The organism is Flavobacterium gawalongense, assembly GCF_007097265.1.
GTDB classification, from domain to species: Bacteria; Bacteroidota; Bacteroidia; order Flavobacteriales; family Flavobacteriaceae; genus Flavobacterium; species Flavobacterium gawalongense.
In genome coordinates, this window is record NZ_VJZP01000037.1 from 13,096 (window position 1) to 37,019 (window position 23,924).

The 23,924-nt window shown below is 34.5% G+C and carries 20 protein-coding genes and 1 tRNA gene; 7 read left to right on the forward strand and 14 right to left on the reverse strand.

The genetic code is table 11. From position 1 onward, the window contains the following. Nucleotides 1-62: 62 nt before the first annotated feature. The 11 genes from FNW38_RS15200 to FNW38_RS15250 form a co-directional block, all read right to left on the reverse strand. A complete protein-coding gene (locus tag FNW38_RS15200; RefSeq protein ID WP_143387463.1) occupies nucleotides 63-722 on the reverse strand; it encodes an ATP-binding protein in 660 nt (219 codons plus the stop codon). Continuing rightward, nucleotides 706-1,539, reverse strand: a complete 834-nt coding sequence (locus FNW38_RS15205; RefSeq protein ID WP_143387462.1) for a transcriptional regulator — start codon at nucleotides 1,537-1,539, stop codon at nucleotides 706-708. Before FNW38_RS15205 ends, FNW38_RS15200 begins: the two co-directional genes overlap by 17 nt. A gap of 24 nt (nucleotides 1,540-1,563) precedes the next feature. Then, nucleotides 1,564-1,866, reverse strand: coding sequence for a helix-turn-helix domain-containing protein (locus tag FNW38_RS15210; protein WP_143387461.1), 303 nt, complete (start codon nucleotides 1,864-1,866; stop codon nucleotides 1,564-1,566). A 293-nt stretch (nucleotides 1,867-2,159) separates the two neighbouring features. Further along, a complete protein-coding gene (locus tag FNW38_RS15215) occupies nucleotides 2,160-2,999 on the reverse strand; it encodes an RteC domain-containing protein (protein ID WP_143387460.1) in 840 nt (279 codons plus the stop codon). Nucleotides 3,000-3,116: 117 nt separating this feature from the next. Next, complete coding sequence (locus FNW38_RS15220; RefSeq protein ID WP_143387459.1) at nucleotides 3,117-4,361, reverse strand: site-specific integrase; 1,245 nt, start codon at nucleotides 4,359-4,361, stop codon at nucleotides 3,117-3,119. Nucleotides 4,362-4,632: 271 nt separating this feature from the next. Next, a tRNA-Ser gene (locus FNW38_RS15225) sits at nucleotides 4,633-4,720 on the reverse strand. 62 nt (nucleotides 4,721-4,782) lie between these two features. Continuing rightward, nucleotides 4,783-5,811 (reverse strand): asparaginase, encoded by a 1,029-nt coding sequence (locus tag FNW38_RS15230; RefSeq protein ID WP_143387458.1) that lies wholly within the window; start codon nucleotides 5,809-5,811, stop codon nucleotides 4,783-4,785. Beyond that, nucleotides 5,801-6,937: a 1-acyl-sn-glycerol-3-phosphate acyltransferase gene (locus FNW38_RS15235; RefSeq protein ID WP_143387457.1), complete on the reverse strand. Its 1,137-nt coding sequence runs from the start codon at nucleotides 6,935-6,937 to the stop codon at nucleotides 5,801-5,803. Before FNW38_RS15235 ends, FNW38_RS15230 begins: the two co-directional genes overlap by 11 nt. 65 nt (nucleotides 6,938-7,002) lie before the next feature. Then, nucleotides 7,003-7,782, reverse strand: a complete 780-nt coding sequence (locus FNW38_RS15240; RefSeq protein ID WP_143387456.1) for a TatD family hydrolase — start codon at nucleotides 7,780-7,782, stop codon at nucleotides 7,003-7,005. Nucleotides 7,783-7,963: 181 nt separating this feature from the next. After that, on the reverse strand, nucleotides 7,964-8,683 hold the full coding sequence (locus FNW38_RS15245; protein WP_143387455.1) for a tetratricopeptide repeat protein: 720 nt from the start codon (nucleotides 8,681-8,683) through the stop codon (nucleotides 7,964-7,966). A gap of 2 nt (nucleotides 8,684-8,685) precedes the next feature. Then, nucleotides 8,686-9,270 (reverse strand): RNA polymerase sigma factor, encoded by a 585-nt coding sequence (locus tag FNW38_RS15250; RefSeq protein WP_143387454.1) that lies wholly within the window; start codon nucleotides 9,268-9,270, stop codon nucleotides 8,686-8,688. A 345-nt stretch (nucleotides 9,271-9,615) separates the two neighbouring features. Between FNW38_RS15250 and FNW38_RS15255 the strand changes: the two genes are divergently transcribed. From FNW38_RS15255 to FNW38_RS15280, 6 genes are all read left to right on the forward strand, one after another. After that, complete coding sequence (locus FNW38_RS15255) at nucleotides 9,616-10,596, forward strand: hypothetical protein (protein WP_143387453.1); 981 nt, start codon at nucleotides 9,616-9,618, stop codon at nucleotides 10,594-10,596. A 209-nt stretch (nucleotides 10,597-10,805) separates the two neighbouring features. Then, on the forward strand, nucleotides 10,806-12,755 hold the full coding sequence (locus FNW38_RS15260; RefSeq protein WP_143387452.1) for a PKD domain-containing protein: 1,950 nt from the start codon (nucleotides 10,806-10,808) through the stop codon (nucleotides 12,753-12,755). Between the two features lie 51 nt (nucleotides 12,756-12,806). Then, complete coding sequence (locus tag FNW38_RS15265; protein ID WP_143387451.1) at nucleotides 12,807-13,220, forward strand: GxxExxY protein; 414 nt, start codon at nucleotides 12,807-12,809, stop codon at nucleotides 13,218-13,220. A gap of 103 nt (nucleotides 13,221-13,323) precedes the next feature. Further along, entirely contained in the window at nucleotides 13,324-15,948 is a 2,625-nt protein-coding gene (locus tag FNW38_RS15270) for a CHAT domain-containing protein (protein ID WP_143387450.1), read from the forward strand. Continuing rightward, the gene (locus tag FNW38_RS15275) at nucleotides 15,945-16,382 is read left to right on the forward strand and encodes a retropepsin-like aspartic protease (protein ID WP_143387449.1); all 438 of its coding nucleotides are present in this window, start codon (nucleotides 15,945-15,947) and stop codon (nucleotides 16,380-16,382) included. Before FNW38_RS15270 ends, FNW38_RS15275 begins: the two co-directional genes overlap by 4 nt. A gap of 28 nt (nucleotides 16,383-16,410) precedes the next feature. Continuing rightward, nucleotides 16,411-17,178, forward strand: a complete 768-nt coding sequence (locus FNW38_RS15280) for a hypothetical protein (protein WP_235890215.1) — start codon at nucleotides 16,411-16,413, stop codon at nucleotides 17,176-17,178. A 146-nt stretch (nucleotides 17,179-17,324) separates the two neighbouring features. Here the strand turns inward: FNW38_RS15280 and FNW38_RS15285 are convergent, their stop codons facing one another. The 3 genes from FNW38_RS15285 to FNW38_RS15295 all read right to left on the reverse strand — a co-directional run bounded on the left by FNW38_RS15285 (nucleotide 17,325) and on the right by FNW38_RS15295 (nucleotide 23,024). Next, nucleotides 17,325-18,536, reverse strand: a complete 1,212-nt coding sequence (locus tag FNW38_RS15285) for a hypothetical protein (protein WP_143387448.1) — start codon at nucleotides 18,534-18,536, stop codon at nucleotides 17,325-17,327. Nucleotides 18,537-18,923: 387 nt separating this feature from the next. Further along, the gene (gene odhB / locus FNW38_RS15290) at nucleotides 18,924-20,153 is read right to left on the reverse strand and encodes a 2-oxoglutarate dehydrogenase complex dihydrolipoyllysine-residue succinyltransferase (RefSeq protein ID WP_143387447.1); all 1,230 of its coding nucleotides are present in this window, start codon (nucleotides 20,151-20,153) and stop codon (nucleotides 18,924-18,926) included. A gap of 96 nt (nucleotides 20,154-20,249) precedes the next feature. Beyond that, nucleotides 20,250-23,024 carry a 2-oxoglutarate dehydrogenase E1 component gene (locus FNW38_RS15295; RefSeq protein WP_143387446.1) on the reverse strand — a complete coding sequence of 925 codons (2,775 nt, stop codon included), beginning with the start codon at nucleotides 23,022-23,024 and terminating at the stop codon, nucleotides 20,250-20,252. Nucleotides 23,025-23,141: 117 nt separating this feature from the next. Between FNW38_RS15295 and FNW38_RS15300 the strand changes: the two genes are divergently transcribed. Next, on the forward strand, nucleotides 23,142-23,684 hold the full coding sequence (locus FNW38_RS15300; protein ID WP_143387445.1) for a hypothetical protein: 543 nt from the start codon (nucleotides 23,142-23,144) through the stop codon (nucleotides 23,682-23,684). Nucleotides 23,685-23,924 lie beyond the last annotated feature (240 nt).

The window sequence follows — 23,924 nt, forward strand, 5'->3', positions numbered from 1 at the left end:
GATTTTTGATTTAAGAATTATGATTTACCACCCCGCCCTTCGGGCACCCCTCCGGAGGAATGTTATCGTTTATCTTTTGATGTTGAGGCGAAAGCGATGAGGTTGAACATGTTTCTCATTCTCGAACGAACCCGGTTGCCGTAAAGATCTTCGAGTTCTGTAGCGGAGAGGTTTGTGGTAATGTGGGTAAAAGTGTTATTTTCCACATAATGGTCGTAACGGCTGAGAATGATTTCGGCCATTACGTTACAATCGTTTCCAAAATGTTTGATTTGTTTTTCGCTACCTAAGTCGTCAAAACAAAAGGGATTTAGTCGCTTTTGCAAAGGGGACTTATTGGTGTATGGATTTAAACTTTCATAGCCATTGGCTCCAAATTCAAAGGCAATTTCCCGACAGGGTTTTATTTTAAATTCGTACCCTCTACGGGAAAATAAATTACATAGATTCATCAATGTCGTTTTTCCGCAGCCAACCGGACCAGAAATCAAAAGTCCTTTATTGAGATTGAGGTTTAGTTTTTTGGCATTTTCTTCATCTCTAATGCAATAAATTATCAATTTGTATATAATTTCCATGTCTTCCGGAAAAGTCCTGAAATTGACGCCGTAAAGTAATTGTCCTTGTGCTTCCAGAAATTGTACGCATTTCTTGAAATCATAGATTTTTACGTTTTTTTGTATTTGAAATGTTGACCGGAGATCGTTACAATGGTTCTGCATAGTTTTTGTGAATTGTGGTTTGAAGATTGCCTGGCGTTGGGGTGCTGCTGTTTTGCATTTGTTTCGTTATGGGATTGAACTTTTGAGCATTGAGGATCCAATTACGCGCTGCCGCTTTCCAGTCTTTCATTTTCGACTTACCTCCCACTAACCAACCGTTGCTTTGAAAATGATTGAAGAATTTTTCGGCTTCAATCTCGGAATTATTTTTCTCTTTGAAAAAAACTAGAACATCATTCCAATCTGGCGGAATTTTCTCTTTCGGGATTGTATCTTTTTTTTCGCGCAACTTTTTTTTGTTTTCTTCTTTTTTGGTTAATTCTAATTCATCAGTTTTTAAATTTTGTTTTTGTTCCCCCAAGTTTAAAATATTTATATTGTTTGTATTGTTTATACTGTTTATAGAAGATACCAGCGCTTGTTCAGTGCCTGTCTCACTACTTGTCTGTTGCTTGTTTAGTGCTTGTTCAACCGTTTGTTCATTTTTTGACACTTTGCGGTCTTTTTTTTGAACTGGTTTTAAGTCATCTGAAAAATTGATGAGGTACACCAAACTACCGCGAAATGGATTGTAGGATGGCTCATATTTCAAGTATCCTTTTTCGTGCATTTCTCTCATGCATTTGTGGTAGGTTGCTTTGGAACATATTTTACTGATTCTCATTACCTCATCGCGAGTTATGCTAATTGGATTCTGAAACCGGTTGAGGTTCCAAAACTGGAAAATGGAAATATACAGACTGATATGTGTCGGATTAAGAGAGTTGTCCAGGACAACTTTGTCGAAAAATCCCGTGAGGTGTTTGATGTAGTTCATTTTTGAGAAGTTATGAGTTATCGGTTAGTTTTCAAGGATTTTCAAAATGTCCTCGTACTTGTAATAAATGATGCTGCCGATTTTTGTGAAGTGTAATGTTCCGTTGATGCGAAGATTTTGTAAAGTGCCGGGAGAGATTTTCAGGAGTTTTCGAACTTCAGATGATTTTAACCATTGGGCTGGCTGTTCTTGTTTGCCGACCATTTCTTTGATTTCAGAAAGGATGACATTGCTGAAATTTAGCAAGTCTCTTTTTGTGATGGGTTGGTGGTTGAGCAGTTCTAAATTGTCTACTCCAGGGAATAATTTTTTGGGATGTAAGTTCATGTCTAAATGAGTTAAATTGTTATGAGACAAATTAATTTCATTTGTTTGACATTTAAACCCAAGGTGAACCCAAGTTGGGTGTTATTTCACCATAATTTGCCTCAAATCTCTTTGTTTATAAGGGAATATTTTTTCAAATGGCTAAAAACTCCGTTTTGGTAAAATTGGTAAATTGGGTGTTTTTAGGTCAAAAATGGTGTTTTTGGGGTAAAAACCCAATACGACCCAAGCTTGGGTAATGAATTCCTACAAAAACAACATTTCTCCAAAAAAAAACCTAGCAATTGCTAGGTTTAGTCAAATTCGTCGTTGCTGTTTTCATCTAAATTTTCAGAAAGTCCGTTTAGAAACTTGCCTTTTGGAGTAGGTCTGTTTTTTATGTCAGTAAAACATCGATAAATACTATTGTCTAATTGTATATTAAAAGCAATACTAAACTCCTCAGCAATTTCTTTAATTTCGGCTTTACCACCGTTAAATATTTTTTGGTAATACAGAGAATAAATCAATTCTACTATTTCAATTTTGGTGCCCGTCCAAGTAAGTTTTGATTTTCTTGCAGGATGTTTTATAGTACAGCTGTTATTGATTTGTTCTATTTTTTCTTCCAAGTAAATTTCTAAAAGATCATTGGCTATTATACTGGCCAATTTCAAATCATGGGAAGTACAGACTTTTTTATCGAAATTTATTGAGTTTTCATCCGAGTTGATTATCTGTTTATCTAAGTTTCTGACAAAATATAATTGATCATTGTAACTGCTGCCCGATCGGAAGTATTTGTAAAACTCCTTATCCTTTTTGGGAAATTGATAACAAATATCAAGCGCTTTTTCGTAATGCTTTAATTTTTGTTTATTGCTATTGAGTGGCGAAATTGATTCGATATCCAATAACTTCTTGTAAAAAATACACTTTGATGTTATTTTAAATTTCAACTCCTTAAAAAAGTGAATTTCTTCTTCAATCGAATTGAAGATATACTTTTTCAACCATTTGAAAAGCTCTTTAAGTCTTACTTCTATATACTGAAGTGCCTGTTTCGCTTGACTGATAGGATCGGTGGTTTCCTTTTTAATTTTTTCAATTTCCAATTCAAATTCACAAAAGAAAGCATCGCAATATATCTTCATATATGAGTTTTAGTTTACAAAATTTTAAACTAAAGTATAACATTCCTACAGCGTTAAATCTTACATGGTAGTTAAATTTATCAAAACAGCATCCTAAATATTTACTAATTCCTTGATTTAATTGGTCTGGCCAAGCTTCATTTGATTCGTGTTTTTGAATTTTTCTTTAAGAATCATCATGTCATTGCTAATTTTTTTATCCAAAATCTTAGCATAATGTTGGGTAGTTTTTAAGTTGGTGTGTCCTAGCATTTTACTTACCGTTTCAATTGGCACGCCATTGGAAAGAGTCACTGTCGTCGCAAAAGTATGTCTGGCGATGTGAAAGGTAAGTTCTTTATTGATTTCGCATACATCGGCGATTTCTTTAAGATAGGCGTTCATTTTCTGATTGCTCAGGATAGGCAAAAGTCGGTTCTCATTAATACAGGTTGGATGATTTTTGTATTTATCGACGATTTCCATCGCCATGGGTAACAACGGAATCTTGGAAGTGGTGTCCGTTTTTTGACGGTTCTTAAAAATCCATTTGTCACCATCTATACCCAAACTAATATGGTTTTTTGTCAGCTGTTTTACGTCAACATACGCCAACCCGGTAAAGCAGCTGAAAATAAATATATCACGGACCATCGCTATTCTTTCTATTTTGAAATCCTTATTGATAATATTTTGAATTTCTTCTTCTGTCAAATACACCCGTTCCACTTCTTTGACTTTTGATTTGTAATTAAAGAATGGATCCTTGTTCAACCATCCGTTGGCCAAACATTGGTTGATTATTTTGTGGAAGTTTTTGATGTATTTTACCGCCGTATTGTTGGCACAATTCCGAACGCTTCGCAAATAGAATTCGTATTCTGTAATGAAGGCATGGTCTATTTTGGAGATTTCGATATCGGACACATTATATTTCCATTGCAAAAAGTCTTTGGTGTGGCTGAGCGAGGTTTTGTATCTCTCTAGTGTGCCAGGAGCATATTCGATCCCGACAAGTTCCTCCATTTTTCGGTTGTGTTCTACGAATATAGGAATGAGCATGCGTCCACGTTCTTGGATTCCAAGCAGTTTGTTTTTGAAGATTTCAATGGTGAGAATTTCGTTTTGGTGTATCAATTCCATTTGGATGTCGAATATTTTCGCTTTCAGCAAATTTAGATATTCATTTAATGAACGAGCATCTTCTGTAGTGCCCTTCATTTTAGACATTTCTGGAGACCATTTAGCGGAATCAATAAATTTTTTGGTACTGAACTCCATTCGTTTGCCATCAACGGTTAATCTTACATAGATTGGCAATTGACCCGCTGCATTAGGTTTTGTGCTCTTCGCATAAAAGTGCAATGTGATTTTTGTTTTCATAGTTGGTAACCTTTTAATTAGTAATCAATTTAAATTTCTATACAAAGCCAAACAAGATGTTCAAATAGAGAACGCATCAATAAACATGTTGCTGAACCCTTTGCTTGTAAGGCTTAAGCCGATTTAGCGAGACCCTAGATTTGAGATTTTCTAGGGTCTCGATTTTGGCTCTTAAAAGATGAGATTTGATGACTAATTTGACTATGTCGTAAAAGTAAAAACCCCGTAAATCCTAAGATTTACGGGGTTTTGATACCATTTGTTTTTATACTGGCAGAGAGGATGGGATTCGAACCCACGTTATGTTACCATAAACACGCTTTCCAAGCGTGCGCCTTCAGCCACTCGGCCACCTCTCTATTTTTATTTAAGGTTGCAAAGAACACAAAAAAAACTGACTTAGAAAAGTAAAAACTGAATATTATACCATTTCGCCTCGTAAAGCTGTTTCAAAGATAGTTTTGAAGTCTTTTGGAGCAATTTTTTGGCTCAATAAATACATTAATTTTGTGATTGCCGCTTCGGTAGTGATGTCTTTACCTGAAATCACTCCTATTTTTTTCATTCCAGTACTAGTTTCATAATGTCCCATACTAACGCTTCCTCCAGAACATTGGGTAACATTGATGATGTATAATCCTTTCTCAATCGCTTTTCTTAAAAGGTCTATAAACCAATCTTCAGTAGGAGCATTTCCGGCTCCATAGGTTTCTAAAACAATTCCTTTAAGATTTTGAATATTAAAAATAGCTGATAAAACAGTTTCACTTATTCCGGGAAACATTTTTATAATGGCCACATGATTGTCTAAAATTTTATGAACCTTTAATTTTCTAACCCTTGGTATCGGTAAAAATAATTCGGGATTCATATTTAGATGTACGCCAGATTCTACCAAAGAAGGGTAATTCGGGGATGTAAATGCTTTGAAATGTTCTGCATTTATTTTTGTCGTTCTGTTACCACGATATAATTTGTATTCAAAATAAAGACAAACTTCTCTTATTACAGCTTTTCCATTTTCACGTAAAGAAGCAATTTGAATTGCAGTAATCAGATTCTCTTTGGCATCCGTACGTAAATCCCCAATAGGCAATTGTGATCCGGTAAAAATGACTGGTTTTGATAAATTTTCGAGCATAAAACTCAATGCCGATGCTGAATATGACATCGTGTCCGAACCGTGAAGCACTACAAATCCATCAAATTCAGCATAATTTTCTTCGATAATTGAAGCAATTTTAGCCCACTCTTGAGGATTCATATTGGAGGAATCGATGGGGTTTTCAAAAGAAATAGTCTCTATCTCGCAGTCCAATTGTTTCAATTCGGGAATTCTCTGCAATAATTTACTAAAATTAAAAGCCTTGAGCGCACCCGTTTCAAAATCTTTCCTCATACCAATGGTTCCACCAGTATAGATTAGAAGTATTTTGGCTTTAGATAACATTGTGGTATTTTAATTTATTCACTACAGGATTGGCATACATCGCAAGAAACCCTTCCAAAGCTACTGGATTATCATGGTCAATACGCATTTCTAACCTACGCCCAAAAAGTGATTTTTCGTTTTCTGTGTATAAATGCGAATAGGTATTGGTTTTATTAACGATATCATACGCGATATAATTCGTTGGCCACAACTTATAATTGCTTAATATCGCATCATCAATAACTTGTGCTAATGCCACTATCTGCTTGTTCGAATTGTCATTTTCAGCAATAATTGCATCTATTTCTGTATCTAAAACTTTCCCTACGTGAATATGAATTCTTTTCTTCTGTCCCAAAGCACCACTAAGAATTGTCATGAAATCTTCATTTTTTTCTTTAATGTAAACTTCATTATTGGCTTCAGCCATTAATTGAGGCATTTTCAAAGCATCAGTCGGATCATATTCATACGAAATAGAAACGGGCACAATTTTGATTTTCTTGAAATAATCCATCAAATTCTTTTCATCAGAAGCCATACCCAGCATTTTCAAAACACCTGGATTTGTAGCATCATTCCCATCTTTAGTCCTTCCTTCACGTTGTGCAATCCAAACCGAACGGTTTTCATGAAGCAACAAATGACCAATATATTCTGACAAGAGCTTTGAACTTTGTAACATTTCCCTTGGCGTTAAGCCCCGTTGAACAAGAAAATTACGGTTCAGTTTTGCCAATATCTTTAAAAAAGATTTTTTTACTAAATTATCTCCAATTGCCGAAGCCGTCATCACTAATCCGTGCTCAAATAAAGCAGCATTCAATAAAGTGGTATCTAAAAGAATGTCACGATGGTTCGAAATAAATAAATAAGAGGTATTCGGTTCTAAATTTTCGAAGCCTGAAGTTGTCAATCCTTCGGAACTTTTTTCCAGTACCTTTTGAACTGATTGATAGATAAAATTGCATTGAAAATCACGAATAGAATGCGTTTTTCTGAGTTGTTCTTTCCAAACTTCGTCAGCAACATCTGGAAAAGAAAAATTCATTAATGCCTTCATCATCGGATGATGAATCACATCTTGAAGAGCCTCGTTTATTTCGGAGTCATAAAATGGCCGAATAGCGTCAAATTTCTGCATTGTTAGTTTTCTATGTTTGTGTGGGCAAATGAACAAAAAAAAAGTTAAAATAAAGTAAATTTGTTTTAAATCCCAAAAATTGCTTTAGAATTCTCCGTTGTTATTGCCGCAATTTCATTTGGCGTTAGACCATAAATTTCGGATAACTTGTTTACAACATTTACAAGATAGCTGCTTTCATTTCTTTTTCCTCTATAAGGAATGGGCGCTAAATAAGGGGAATCCGTTTCTAAAACGATGTGTTTCAAATCTATTTGATTCAAAAATTGATCAATTTTTCCGTTTTTGAAAGTCACTACACCACCTATTCCAAGCTTCATATTATACGAAATTGCCTGTAATGCTTGCTCATAAGTTCCAGAGAAACAATGAAAAATTCCGAATAAGTCAGCTGATTTTTCGGCTTCCAGAATTTCGAATATGGCGTCAAAAGCTTCGCGGCAATGAATCACGATAGGCAACTTATATTGTTTTGCCAGTTGAATTTGTCTTCTGAAAGCAATTTGTTGCTGTGGCAAATGCGTTTTATCCCAATACAAATCAATTCCAATTTCGCCAACGGCATAGAATTTTCTTTTCGCCAATTCCTCTTCCACATGTTGCAACTCTTCCAGATAATTGTCTTTTACATAAGTAGGATGCAAACCCATCATCAAGAACACATTATCAGGATATTTTTTTTCCAATTCGTACATTGAATCCGTGCAAGTAGAATCGATTGCAGGAATGAAAAAACGGGAAACTCCGGCATCGATGGCTCTTTGAATCATCTCGTTTCGGTCTTGATTGAATTCCTCAGAATATAAATGAGTATGCGTATCGGTGATTATTGTTTTTGTTTCCAAGTCTAAAGTTTAAGGGTACAAAAATACAAGAATAAAACTACTAGAAAAAGTGGTTACGCAAAGATTAATTAAAGTCCATTTAGTGGTTTTGTCATTCCGACGAAGGAGGAATCTCACACAACAAGATCCACGTTGATGAGATTCCTCCTTCGTCGGAATGACAAATTTGCAGTAAACACTTTTAATCCAATTCCTTCAATAATTCCTGAACTTGATCATAATCCTCGTAATCCGAAGGAATCGTCAACAGGATTTCCTTACATGATTTATAGTCTTTCTGTTTTAATTTAGATAAGGCAAGACTCCAAATTGCTTTATTTTTATAAATAGAAGTTCCTGATTTCAGTTCATTAAAAACAACTTCTGCATCTTTAATCTTATTGGCTTCCAACAATGAAATTCCATAAAAATATTGAATTTCAGGTGTTTTTTTCTCTTTCAAAACCGCTTCAAAAAACGGAATGGCTGCTTTATATTTTTTTGCATTGAAAGTTTCTTCTGCTTGTTTCAAATTTTTATCAACATCCCCTCTTTCGGTAAAATAAGCATTCTCATATTGATTAAAATCTTCAAAATTTGGATTTGGATTAAAAAGAAACAACCCAATCAAAACAGTAACCGACGCGGCAATCAAATAAATCCAAGGTTTAAAGTTGATTACTTTTGGTTTCGAAGCTTTAAAATGCGCATTAGAAATCGATTTTAAATTTTCTTTGAAACTGTCAAACTCATCAGCATTACCAAATTTATTTTCCAAATGAAGATTCAATTCCTTAAAAGTTTCAAATGCCGAAGCCAGTTCCGGGTCTTCAGACAACTCTTTCTCGAACTTTACTTTTTCTTCGGCAGACAGTTCGTCCTGAAGATATTGATCGAATACGATGTAGCGTTCCTCGTTCATGGCTAAGTTATTTTTAAAGATTTAAAACGATTGTTTTCCTGAATCCATTGGGTTAACTGGCCGATACACAATGATTTTTTCTTGCGGACATAACCATAAGTCACATTGAGTTTCTCCGCCACCTCCTCCATAGATTTAATGGTAAAACTCAATTTCAACAACTCTTGACATTTGTCGCCCAGTTTTTGAAACATCGCATCAAAAAGCTGTTGTTTCTCCTCGAATGCTTCGGTTTGCGTGACCATTTCCTCAGTGGGTTCATTATTAGATGCGAAATCCTCGTCAATTGTTACCCCTTTATTCGAAGACTTTTTCAATTCATTCAACCATTTTCTTTTGCATAACAAAAAAAAGTACGCATCAAACGGGCAAGTAAGTTGCAATTTATTGGCTTTTGCCTGATTGAAAAGCAAAATCATGATTTCCTGAACCACATCTTGGGCCTGATCTTCATCGCCTGAATTATTCCTTATATAAGAAACCACTTTGGGAACAAACTTCTTATAAATCGATTGGATGATTGCCGAGTTATTATTAGCAAGACCCTCTATATAAATTTGATCGGGATGAATCGCATTGTTAGCCATAAAAAACTTTTTATTAGCTAATGTAAAAAAGAATCTGAAATAAATTCAGATTAAAGGGGTAACAATTATAAAACCAATTTGATATAACCATATAAAACAATAAGAATCAATACTATGAAAAGACACCTAAAAAAAATCGGACGCCTCTTCATTAATAAACTTTGGGCATTAATTACTCGATAATAAAAAATTCAAAAATAAAGGGTAACAATTTAAACCGGAAGTTGATATAACAATGAAACCAAAAGAATCTGAAATAAATTCAGATTAAAGGGGTGACAATTACAAAACCAAAAGCATCTATTACTAAAAACTATTAAACAACAATTTAAAAAATTAGAAACCATGAAATCAAATTTAAAAAACATCGGATTATTATTCTTAGCAACAATCGCTTTAGTTAGCTGTAACAACGATGACGACGACGCAACTATTTTACCTCCATCGGCCGCAGAATTTGCAGCCGTCAGAAAAGAAGCTCTAGAAGCACAAACCCAAAAATTTACGATGACTGCAGGAACTGGAGTAATCACTTTAACCTCCGCAAAAGGAGTGAAAATAAACATAAACGGTGACTGTTTGACCAAAGCAGGAAACCCAGTAACAGGAACCGTTGACGTAGAATTCGTTGAACTATTCGACAAAGGAAATATGCTGGTAACTAATAAACCAACTATGGGTATAATGGCAGATGGAAATAGAAATTTATTGATTTCCGGCGGAGAATTCTTTATCAAGGCAACACAAGGTGGTGTTGCACTTGCAACTACCTGTAACATTAATCTAATGGTTCCCGCAAGTTTGACAGACGGTGTAGATGCTGCAATGACATTCTGGACTGGAATTATAGATGCTAATGGAGACTTGGCCTGGAAAGATGCCAGAGATGCAGCTGGAACAAATGGCGGTAAAGGCGGCGTACAAGCAGAAGGAAATAACTATTATGTGTCTTTTGGAAACTTTGGCTGGACAAATGTTGATAAATTTTACAGTGACCCAAGGCCTAGAACCACCATTCTTGCTGACGCTCCTGACGGTTACGATAACAACAATAGCGCGATTTATTTATCTTACGATGGCGAAGGACAAAATGCACTTGCAAAATTAGACACCTACACTGCAGCCGGATTATTCAGCGAACACTACGGCCAAATTCCAATAGGTTTAGCATGTCACGTGATTTTTGCAACCGAAGATAACGGACAATGGAGATACGCCATCAAAGCCGTTACCGTTCAGGCAAACGATGTGTACACTTTCACTTTAGCCGAAACAACTTTAGGTACCGAAGCCCAATTAGTAGCCGCAATCAATGCAATACAATAACTTCCAAAATAAATTTTTAAAAAAGTGGTGATTTGCTCACCACTTTTTTTTACTTTTAAAAAATAATTTCAATTTATCCTGAGTCATTTTGAGAACAAACGAGTTAGTAATTTGGAGCTAATCCTGCTATCCGTTGCAATCTTTTTGCCCGCCAAAAAAGCGAACAAAAAGGATTTACTCTGCTATCAGGGCTAAAACCGTCCCCGATTATGAAACCAACTTTATTTTTCCTCTTATTTCTAACTTCTTTTCTACTTTATTCCCAAACCAAAGTAAAAGATACCATCACCCGAAGAGCTAATATTGGATACGATCAAAAAGGAAATCTAGTCACCTTCAAGCCAGAAACGCCCCCACTCATTCCAATCGCCGGCGCACCAAAACCCAGTTATTCCTACTTATGGGAAATGGGCGATGGTCATTACAGCAAACAAGTCGAACCTAAACACGTTTACAAAACCAAAGGCACCTATACTGCCCGACTTACCGTAACCAATAATTACGACAACGGAAAACCACCCGCCACGCGACCAAAAAAAGTAGCCGTAAACGAGATTCCCGAGGAAATTTACAAAGATATCGCTTCCATAGAAGACCAAAATGGATTTTCAATTCAAAAAAATTGTGATCCTATTCCTGAACAGGAAATGGTTGTTATTCTAAGTTACCAAAACATGGAAAATTATGTAAGTAACGGAAAATTATATCTTTTTTACAACGAGAAACAATTCAAAAATAACAACTTCGAATTGATGGATTTAAGAACCCATGCAGGAGAACGCGAAATCAAGGAAAATATTATTGCATCAGTTAATGACTTAGAAAATTCTAATTCGTATTTGGCTTCCAGCGAGAATTTGGCTCCAGCCAAAAAACACAAAATCACAACCACCGAAGAAGATTTGGATGCCACGCTTTTAGAAGCAAATAAAACATACAACAACGTTTCCATTCTGGAATTTGACGACAGTAATCCAGGAGAAACCCGTACTATTTTTTACACGTTCAAAACCACTCCTGAAATGATCAAAGACACGAGTGCAATTGTAACCATGCGTGGTATATTTGTTCCCAATCGAAATTTCAAAAATCACAAGATAAAAAATTTGGAAATGGAAATCGTTACTTCACACGACCCAAACAAAATGGGTTCTAATGGAAGTTTCATGAATTATAGATTGGTGCGTTTCAAAAGAGTAAAATTCAAAACACGTTTCCAGAACAATGGTGAAGGCCCAGCCAGAATGATTCGTCTGGAAACAGATATACCGGAAATGTTCGACAAAAAAACATTTCAAATAGAAGACATGTATCCCCAATGCCCAATTTGTCCAAAAGGCGAAATTCCCACAACAAGCTGTTTGGACACCATTGTCAGGGAAAGTCAAATATTTTTCATTTTCAGAAATATCTATTTACCGGGAAGTAACCAAAAAAATGTAAAAGAAATTGACAGTACTAAAGGATTTGTAAAATACTCCATGAAATTCAATGAAGACTTTCACAAAATCAAAACAAAAAGTAGAACCGCAATTATTTTCGATAAAAACGAACCCATTCTTACTAATTATGCCACTACTCGATTTTTACCGGGAATTTCAATTGGTGTCAAAGCTGGCTATAATGTGTATCCCAGCTTAGAAAATTCCAAAAGTTATTTCGTTGGCGCTACACTTTCTCCTTTCAAATCCTATCGTTATTATGGTCAAGCCGAGTTTTTAAACAGTGTGCATACTTATGACGATAAAGTTACGGTTAGGGACGAAATCAATCAATCAACTGGTAACGTACAATTACAAAGAATGACTACCACAGTAGACAACAAAAACATCAACTGGGAAGTTCCAGTACTTTTTCGGTACAACCTTAATAATTATTTTGGAATTGGAGCCGGAATACAAGTCAACATAAATGTGTCTGAAAGTAAGGAACTGACCCTAAAAACCGAAACTTTTGAAGGAACATCTGACAAGTTTTTACTCAGAACAGAATATTTTACCAATACCGCTTCCAATACGTTTACTGATGTCAAAACTGGATTTGTTTTAGATTTCACGGGAGGATTTGCTAGAATTGGTCCAAGTTTGGGAGCGAGATATATAATGAATTTTAAGGATAATTTTAATTATTTTCAGTTTTATGGGATATGGAAGTTTTAGTTTAAACACAAAAGTCATAAAAGAAAAGCAAAAGTCACAAAAGAAAAAATTATGCACATAACGAAAACCTATTTAAAGGATTTAACATACAAAATAAATGGAGCTGCAATAGAAGTCCATAAGGAACTAGGCCCCGGATTGTTAGAAAGTGTTTATCATAAATGCATAAAAACAGAATTAACATTAAGAGGAATTTCATTCAAATCAGAATTGAAAGTGAGAATAAACTTCAAAGGAAATGAACTTGAAACTGATTACAGATGTGATTTATTAGTAGAAGATTGTATTGTAGTAGAATTAAAAGCACAAGATAATCTCCCTCCAATTCATCAAGCACAAATATTAACATATATGAAGCTCTTAAAAAAACCAAAAGGAATACTCTATAATTTTCATTGTATCAACTTATATAATGAAAGACAAAAAACATTCGTAAATGAATACTTTAACCTTTTAGATGATTAATATTTTTGCAAGTTAGAGTAATTCAAACTTTTGCAACTTTTGTGCTTATAAACAATCCTGAATCTTTACTCTTTTGTGACTTTTGTGTTTAAAACCATTTTTAATGACAAGAATCTTTTTCTTCCTTTTACTCTTTTCAACTCTGATTGTTTTCGGGCAGAAACCGCTTACCCAAGAAGATAAAATATACAATGCAGTCGATGCTTTTGTAGCGCATCCATCTATTGACGGCTTACAAAATCTCACCAAAATCGAAAAGGATTTTTACAAGAATCCAAAGCCAAAATCCAAAAATGAACTGCTGGCAATGGTGGTTTTAAATTGCAATATTGCTTACTATCAAAACCAATTTAATCAAACGCATCAAGCGATTTCAAGCTACGAAAAAGCATGGCAAATTCATCAAAAGAACAAACTTCAGGATTATGACATTATCGAATATTGTTTGAAGCCATTGGGGAATTTATACACCGTTTTAGGTGATTACGACAATGCTGAAAACACCATTAAACAGTATTATTTCATTGCAGAAAAAGAAAAAAACCAACTGCAAAAAGTAGCTGCCATTCTCAATTTATCGAATGTGTACCAAAGTGCGGGAAAAGCGGACTTAGCGATAGACCTTTTAGAAAAAACCATCCGAACGGAAAAATTATCTAATACTCAAAAAGGGAATTTATTGAATAATTTAGGAAACAACTATGTATTGAGTTATAAAAATACAGACATTACTAAGCCCATTAGGCCTAATTTTTTTAAAAATCTTGAAAAATCTTATCTTGACGCTATTCAATTATTGAAATCAGATAAAACCCAAACCGAAACACTGGCGAATTGTTACCGAAATTTATCTGCTCTTAATGCCCAATGGCATAATTTTGAATTAGCCAATTCTTATTTTGAAAAAGCAAAAAAATATTTCTTTGAAACTCTCAATGTAACACCTCGAAAAATTGCCAAATTCAAATATGAAGAAGCTTTACTGCTTTTTCAACAACAAAAACTCGCTGAATCAAGTACTTCAATCTCGGCGGTTTTTAAAATTTTAATACACAATTACTCCAATAAAAAAAGCATCCTGCCAAACCAAAATTTACTTTACGCTGAGACTGTTTTATTGGATGCATTAGACTTACAAGCCGAAATTTTTCAAAAACAAAACCAACCCAAAAAAGCATTAGAAACATACAAACTTTCATTCCACATCGAAGATTTATTTGCCAATCTTTTGGTTTATGAAAACTCCAAAATCATCAACCAAACCCGAGTTAGAAACCGCACCGAAAAATGCATCTCCATCTATGACTTTCTTTACCAAAAAGAGAAGAAAATCAGTTATCTGGAAAATGCCTTCCAATTATCAGAACGAACAAAATCAGGGGTTTTAAAAAGTTATCTTACCCAAAATAAAATCATTTCAAGAAAAGAAAAAATCCATTTAGAACAGCTTCAAAACCGGAATACTGAAATCATAAAAGAACAACAAAAAGGCGCTTTAGCCGATATTTCAAAAATAAACGAAGCCATCAAAAAGCAAAATGAACTAATGCTTTCGCTTAAAAAAATTCGTTTAAAAAATCCCAAATTTATTCCGGAAAATTTAGATCTAAACGCTTTATTTTCAAAGCTCGAAAAAGACAAAGCCATTATGGTTTATTATTTCTCGGGGTTTGAAAAGATGTATTATTTTACTTTGGAAAACGAACAAATAAAACTAAACTCCTTTAGTAATAATGCGCATTCCATTGTTAAAATTTGGCAATTCTTGGACTATTTTAGTGATGCCAATGCCATTACAAATAATATAAAAGGCTACAATCAATATGGAAAAATTGCTTTTGATTTACTCAAATTGCCCAAAAACACAATTCATAAAAACCTCCTCATTATCCCTGATGGAATATTAAATTTTCTTCCGTTTGAAGCATTAATCAGTAAAAAATCCAAAACAACTAATTTTGCCAAAATGCATTATTTACTGAATGATTTTAGGATTGCCTACAACAATTCGGCTACATTTTATTTGAATGCAAAGCCACTTTCGGCAGAGCAGCAAACGGTTTTAGGTATTTTCCCTGTTTTTGAAAAAACTGATTATGCATTGACTTTTTCGAAGACCGAATTGCAATCCATAAAAAAGAATTTTGAGGGTCGGTTTTTTGAAAATGCAACGGCAACATTCGATAATTTTAAAAGAAATGCCAGTACCTATTCTATTTTGCATTTGTCTACGCATGCTTCCGCAGGCGATATTGAAACGCCAGCCAGCATTAAATTCTACGATCAGGAAATCTTGTATTCGGAGTTATATAATTTGAAAATCAATCCGGAATTAGTGGTATTGAGCGCCTGCGAAACTGGAATAGGAAAACTCTACAAATCCGAAGGAGCGATGAGTATTGCCAGAGGTTTTCAATTTGCCGGAGCACAAAATTTATTGTTTTCATTGTGGAAGGTGAATGATTATACAACATCCGTTTTTATGGATAATTTTTATAAAAACTACAAAAAGAGTCAATCTTATTTTGAAGCTAATGCCAATACAAAACTTGATTTTTTAAAGAACAAAAGCATTCCAAATGCCAAAAAATCGCCTTATTATTGGAGTGCTTTTGTGTATTATGGGGAATTAGAAACCAAAAAAAATACTGTAAATTATATATTTTATAGTATTGGGTTTTTGATTCTAATTGGTTTATTTTTGGTTTTCAATCGCTCTCGAAAATGAAAAACCTTCACGATATCCTTAAAAAGGAAAATTACAAAAAAGTAAAATTTAAGATTACTAAAACACAACACCTTTTGATCAATGCAAAAATCAATGGTGTCAAAGGAAATTTCATTTTAGACACGGGTGCTTCAACTAGTTGTGTAGGATTTGAAAGTGTCGATTTATTTTTATTGGAAGCAAAAAAATCAAAAACTAAAGCTTCAGGAGCTGGAGCTACCGGAATGTTGACTCAAATAGCCATAAAAAACCAATTGCAACTAGGCACTTGGAAGGACATTGCTTTTGATGTCGTAATTTTTGATTTATCCCATGTAAACGAAGCTTTAACGCAACATAAAGCAAAACCTGTTCATGGAATCATAGGTGCTGATATTTTAATGAAAGGAAAAGCGATTGTAGACTATTTCAATTATTGCTTATATTTACAATAGAAAAACGACCTTAAAACCTCAAAGAAACATGAAAAATATTTTCAAAAAACTATTGATATTTATGGGACTGCTTTTATTTTCTTGTTCTCCAGACAACTTAACTACCGAAAATGAAACAATAACCAATCCAGACTCCAACAATCCCAGTATTTCGAAGGTCAGCTATTCAAAAATTTCAAACACCACTTATTCGAAAATTTGGAATTTCGATGCTTTAACCGAATGGGAAGACGCTACCCAAGTTGGTAATCCAAATTACTGGATTGAAAATGGAAATTTACGCATTTTCACCAATCCAAACACTTGGGAAAGATCAAAAGTAAAAACGATTTCAAGTTTTGCCGCAGGAACATACCGTTGGAATGTTTATATCCCCGAAATGGGTGTTGGCGACATGGCAAGCATTGGAGCTTTTTTATATAACAATAACACACACGAACTTGATTTTGAGATCGGTTACGGAACACAAGCCATTCGAGATCAATTAGTGGCAGAACCGGACGATCTTATTGTATACATGACCTCACAGGGCTATCCGTTCCAATCTGTTCAAAATAAAATCAAAAGAGGACAATGGTATAGTCTCTCTCTAGAATTAACACTAACCTCAAATGGACGTTACAATGTAAGTTGGAAAATCAATGATGCGATTATGGCAACTGTACGACTTAATTATGGTAAAAATACCAAATTCAACATCTATTGCAGTGTCGAGAATTTACAATTTATAGGCGACCACATTCCGCAAAGCCAAAATTATGCTCTTTTTGATACTGTGGAATTTAAAGGAATTTAAAGGAATTTAAAAAAAATCCCATTTGAAAAGTCAAATGGGATTTTTTATATATGCTAAAAGCAGAATGACTACAATTCTAATGCTTTTTTAGGATTGTTGTCCGTAATAGCAATTCTATTATTTTGACAATTTAAGACTCATCAGTGTTACTTTGACATATATTGAAACTCAGTAACTTCAACGTGTTGTTTAATCGTGTTAGCGTCAGGGGTAGTATTCATTTCTATAGTTTTATATTTAATAGTTTGTTTAATAACTCTCCCTTTTGAGTCCTTAACATATTCATAACTTACATCAAAATCTGCATTGTGTTTTCCTTCTTTGTGGGATGATTTAACATTGTACCCTCCCATATCGTTATCGGTAGCCAAAATTTTAAGGAATGCAGCCGGAATAGTTTTACATAAAGGATTTGTGTTGTCGTTAAGCACCAAAATATCGGCTACATCAGAATCTGACGGCTTAACTCTAATACTATCATTGGCATAATAGGTGAAATTCTCGGTTCTATGATAAGTGTTTCCATTATAATAATCATTTTTAACCGATTCACGAATTCTTCCATCTGTATTATAACGATATGTTTCGTAGCGGCTTTCAAGTTGATTTACACTAGAAATAATATTCTCCCCATCATATTCTATTACCTCCGATGATGTATGACCTTCTTTATCCGTATTCTTTATTTCGACGATTTTACCAGTTTCATTATAAACCACTATTGAATTTTCATCTTTATCTTGAGCATCGGTGCTATATCCACGACTGGAAATAATCTTACTGGCATTATCAAAAGTAAAAGTTCTATACCCTCTCTTTTTTATGACATCGTCAATAGATTCAATTTTAGTCATTACCGAAACTTTATCTCCAAAATCAGCTGAAAGTTCATGACTTTCTATCGGTACTGTTGCTGTTAATACTTTAGTGGCTTCATTATATGCTGCAGTTAATATTCCATTAATAGGCAGTTGCACAAACTCCACAATTTCACCAATTTCTTCCGTAATCTCATTTTTAGGAATAAATGATATATCCTTAACAACAATGGTAATTGGCGCTACCGATACCCTAAGAGTGATATCTCCCGTTGGTGATGAAAGTTTGCAATTAAAATGTTCCGCAATGCTTGAAGTGAATGATTTAGAATCAACCACCTTTCCATCTTTGTTAATCGCTTCAACGGTTAGTACATAAGATAATACCGTTCCCTTTGCCATTTTACCGGTAGATGGCGTCTCCGTATGTGCATTGAATTCAAAAGTATGTGCAGTTCCTGTTGGAACAGCTATCTCGTCAGATTTTGAACAAGATACAATGCTAAATGCCAGTACAGCTCCTAAAAGTAATTTTTTCATTGTGTGTTTGTATTAATTGTTAATAATAAAAAAACTGTAAATTGTTGTGTTTCTAATATTTAATTCCGTTGTTGGCACTACTTCCAATAATACAGAAATCTTAAAAATTTAGTTCTTATAATTATGCACCATATTTTTTTCACAGCCAAAAATGTATTACAAATTTAAAAGGATGATTTTTAAAGTATATACAAAAAACATATTTAAACGATAAAATACATCTTTTTTTACAATATATAAGATTTAACTTGCTAATATTATTTTTTAACCCAAATTCCGCATTAGAAAAAAATCATCAAATAGTCACGCTTTCAAACAAAAAATCCCGTTTAGCAAAACTAAACGGGATTGAGATTCTTCCTTCGTCAGAATGACAAAGTATCGTTATTACAATTCTAATGCTTTTTTAGGATTGTTGTCCATCAATAATTCTAATGGATTTTCTAAAGCTTCTTTTACTGCTACCAAGAAACCAACAGACTCACGTCCATCAATAATTCTGTGGTCATACGATAAAGCTACATACATCATTGGATGAATTTCCACTTTCCCGTTTACTGCAATTGGACGCTCGATAATGTTGTGCATTCCAAGGATTCCAGATTGTGGAGGATTGATAATTGGTGTACTCAACATACTTCCAAAAACACCACCGTTAGTAATTGTGAACGTTCCACCAGTCATATCATCAACTGTGATTTGTCCGTCACGTGCTTTTAATGCTAATCTTTTAATATCCGCTTCAACTCCACGGAAAGTTAAGTTTTCAGCATTACGAACTACAGGAACCATTAAACCTTTTGGTCCTGAAACTGCAATTGAAATGTCGCAAAAATCGAAAGCAATCTTATGATCACCATCCATCATTGAATTTACATCTGGGAATAATTTTAATGCTCTGGTTACTGCTTTAGTAAAGAAAGACATATATCCTAAACCAATTCCACCATGTTTTGCTTTGAACGCATCTTTGTATTCATTTCGGATCAAGTTGATTGGCGTCATGTTTACTTCATTGAATGTAGTTAACATCGCTGTTTCGTTTTTGGCAGCAACCAATCTTTCAGCTACTTTTCTACGCAACATAGATAATTTAGTACGCTCCGTTCCGCGAGATCCGCCTGTAGGTGTTCCCATAGATGGAACTGCATTTACTGCATCCTCTTTAGTGATTCTTCCGGCTTTTCCAGTTCCTGTTACTGCAGCTGGTGCTATATTTTTTTCGTCTAATATTTTTCTTGCTGCTGGAGATGGCGTTCCTGAAGCATACGTTGCTGTTGCTACCGGAGCTGCTTTTAGCGCTTCTGCTTTAACTTCAGCCTTTGGAGCTTCAACTGCTTTTGCAACTTCTACAGCTGGTGCGGCACCAGATGGTTTTACAGCACTGGTATCTATTAAACAAACCACTGCTCCTACTGCTACTGCATCGCCTTCTTCTGCTTTTAATGTAATGATTCCGCTTGCTTCTGCAGGTAATTCTAATGTTGCTTTATCAGAATCAACCTCAGCAATTGCCTGGTCTTTCTCTACATAGTCTCCGTCTTTTACCAACCAAGTTGCAATTTCAACTTCTTTTATAGATTCCCCTGGTGATGGGACTTTCATTTCTAAAATCATCTTTCTTTTAGTTTAAAGTTTAAAGTTAAATAATTTAAAGTTTAAGGATTAAGGTTCTATAAATGAGACTTTAAACCTTAAACTTTAAACTTTTTTCTATCTAAATAAATTTTTATCAAATACCATTCGTATCGCATCGGCCTGACGACGTTTTGCTCTTGTATAACTTCCTGCCGCTGGTGCAGCATACGCTTTTAGCGAAGCCAATCTCCATTTTACTAAATCGAAATTCATCAACATATAGCTGTAAGCTCCCATGTTTTTTGGTTCTTCTTGTGCCCAAACATAATCATCCGCGTTTGGATATTTAGCGATAATGGCGCTTAATTGTTCGACTGGTAATGGGAATAATTGTTCAATTCTCACTACAGCCACATCATTACGTCCGTTGTTCTCTCTTTCGGCAGTGATGTCGTAATAGAATTTCCCAGTACAGAAAACTAATGTTTTAACATCGGTTTTATTCACTGTTTCATCATCAAATGTTTCTTGGAAACTTCCTGATGCAAAATCTTCTATCGGTGACAAAACTCTTGGATCACGCAATAAACTCTTTGGTGTAAACACAATAAGTGGTTTACGGAAAGTCGTTTTCATTTGTCTTCTCAACAAGTGGAAAAAGTTGGCAGGTGTTGTACAATCGGCAACATACATATTATGTCTGGCGCAAAGTTGTAAATAACGCTCCATTCTAGCTGAGGAATGCTCCGCTCCTTGTCCTTCATATCCGTGAGGCAATAATAAAACAATTCCGTTTTGATTGTTCCATTTATCTTCTCCACAAGAAATGTATTGGTCAATCATAATTTGGGCTCCATTACTGAAATCCCCAAACTGCGCTTCCCAAATTGTTAATGTATTCGGGTTTGCTAAAGCGTAGCCATAATCAAAACCTAAAACACCATATTCAGATAAAAGAGAATTGAAAATATTGAATTTTCCTTTTTTACCTTCTAAGTTGTTTATCAAAACCACTTCTTCTTCTGAATCCTCCACTTTTACAACAGCGTGACGATGCGAAAAAGTACCTCGCTCTACATCTTGTCCAGAAATACGTATGTCATATCCTTCTTTTAATAATGATCCATAAGCTAAATGTTCGGCCATAGCCCAATCCAACTTATTGGTTTCGAAAAACATTGTTTTTCTGTCGTTTATTAATTTTTGGATTTTACTGATAAACTTTTTATCCGAAGGTAAATTACAAATAGCGTTTGCAACTTCTGTAAGTCCTTCTTTTGAATAAGCAGTATCCACTTTTTCAAGCATTTGTGTATCCGTTACTTGCTCAAAGCCTTTCCATTCATTTTTCATAAATGGAGTAATAATTGTCAAGTCTTTTTTACGAGACGCTTCAAGATTTACTTCAAGATCAGATTTGTACTCTTTTTCTAATCCGTTCACATAAGTAGCATCAATAACCCCTTCAGACAATAGCTTTTCAGCATAAATATCTCTTGGATTTTGATGTTTTGCAATAATTTTATATAATACCGGCTGCGTGAAACGAGGTTCATCTCCTTCATTATGTCCGTATTTTCTATATCCTAATAAATCGATAAATACATCACGACCAAATTGCATTCTGAAATCCAAAGCGAATGCCATGGCGTGCACTACCGCTTCTGCGTCATCTGCATTTACGTGTAATACCGGCGAAAGCGTTACTTTGGCAACATCTGTACAATAGGTTGATGAACGGGCATCAAGATAATTAGTTGTAAAACCTACCTGATTGTTGATTACAATGTGAATTGTACCTCCCGTTTTATACCCATCCAATTGTGCCATTTGCACAATTTCATAAAGAATTCCCTGACCAGCAATTGCGGCATCACCGTGAACGGCAATTGGCAATACTTTAGAAAAATCATTAGGAAAATATTTATCTTGTTTTGCTCTTGTAATTCCTTCAATTACTGCACCAACTGTTTCAAGGTGAGAAGGATTTGGAGCCAAATTAATATTTATTTTTTTTCCTGTACTGGTAACTTTATCAGCTGTAAGACCTAAATGGTATTTTACATCTCCGTCAAAATATTCCTGATCATAATCCTTACCGTCAAATTCTCCAAAAATGTCTTGGGTAGATTTGCCAAAAATATTTGCCAAAACATTCAAACGACCTCTATGTGCCATTCCCATTACAAATTGTTCCACTCCTTTTTCAGCAGCTTTTTCAATCAAGGCATCCAAAGCAGGAATTACAGATTCCCCTCCTTCAAGTGAAAATCGTTTTTGACCAACGTATTTTGTATGTAGAAAATTCTCAAAAGAAACTGCTTCATTTAATTTATTAAGAATCGATTTCTTTTCATCAGCAGAAAAATTAGGCTGATTATCATTTATCCCAAGTTTTTTCTGAATCCATTCCACCACTTCAGGTTTACGAATATACATGTACTCGACCCCAATGTGCTGACAATAAATAGCATCCAGGTGCATTATAATCTCCTGAAGCGTACAAGGTTGAATACCAATAACCTTTGCCGCATCAAAAACAGTATTTAAATCTGTTGCAGAAAGTCCAAAATTTACGATATCTAATGTAGGTGACGAAGTTCTTCTGTCTCTCACGGGATTTGTTTTTGTAAACAAATGTCCACGGGAACGATACCCATCAATCAATTTTAGTACGTTGAATTCTTTTTGAAGTTTATCCGAAACGATATTACAATCAGAGTTATTAACGGCAAAATCTGCCATCTGCTCCACTTTACTTTCACCGTTGTAGCTAGCCATCCCAAAGTCGAAACCTTGAAAAAAACTTCTCCAACTTGGCTCAACGCTGTCTGGATTTTCTAAATATTGATCGTATAATTGTGCGAAAAATTCGGTATGTGCTGCGTTTAAAAATGAAAACCTATCCATAATGTTAGTGAATGTACTTTTTGTTAAATAGTTTGACAAAAGTACAATAATCCAGTATATCTAAATTAATTTTTTACGTACTTTTACGTAAAAATTTGTTAAAAAAACCCTTAAAACATGAAAAAAAATCATCATTTAGCCATTTTAAGATCTTTTTTTATTTTGACAACCTTATTTTCTTCCAGTTTTTTATTGGCACAACAGCAAACGATTACGTATAAATCACAAAGTGATTTTTGGCAAAAAGTACAATTTGGAGGCGGTATTGGATTAAGCTTTGGTTCTGGTTATACTGATATATCACTGGCTCCAAGTGCCATTTACAATTTCAATGAATATGTAGCTTTAGGCCTTGGTGTGCAATACACTTATGTAAAACAAAAAAATTATTATGCTTCCCATTTATATGGCGTCAGTATTATAGGATTATTTAATCCTATAAAAGAAATTCAACTTTCGGCAGAATTAGAACAATTAAGAGTCAATGTAGATTTAGATGGTTCCAATAGCAATTCACAAGATTATTGGAACACTGGTTTGTTTCTTGGCGCTGGCTATAGATCCGGGAATGTGACTGTTGGCGCACGTTATAATGTATTAAATGACACTAACAATATTTATGGTACCGCCTTCATGCCCTTCGTAAGGGTTTATTTTTAGAAATTAAAAGCTATCAAAAAAATCGGGAAAATCGCCACCCCTTGTCATTGCTAAAAAACATTGAAAATCTATTTTTATTTATTTTTTAAGTTCAAACAAAAACGTTAGTTAGAATTAGTTTTTGATGATAATCTTCTTCAGCTTGAGTAATTTTCTCCCGAAGCTTCCTATCGTGTGGACACAAATATAGATTATTTTTGCGGTTATGAATATAAGCAGAGAGTTTCAAAAGTTATCAGA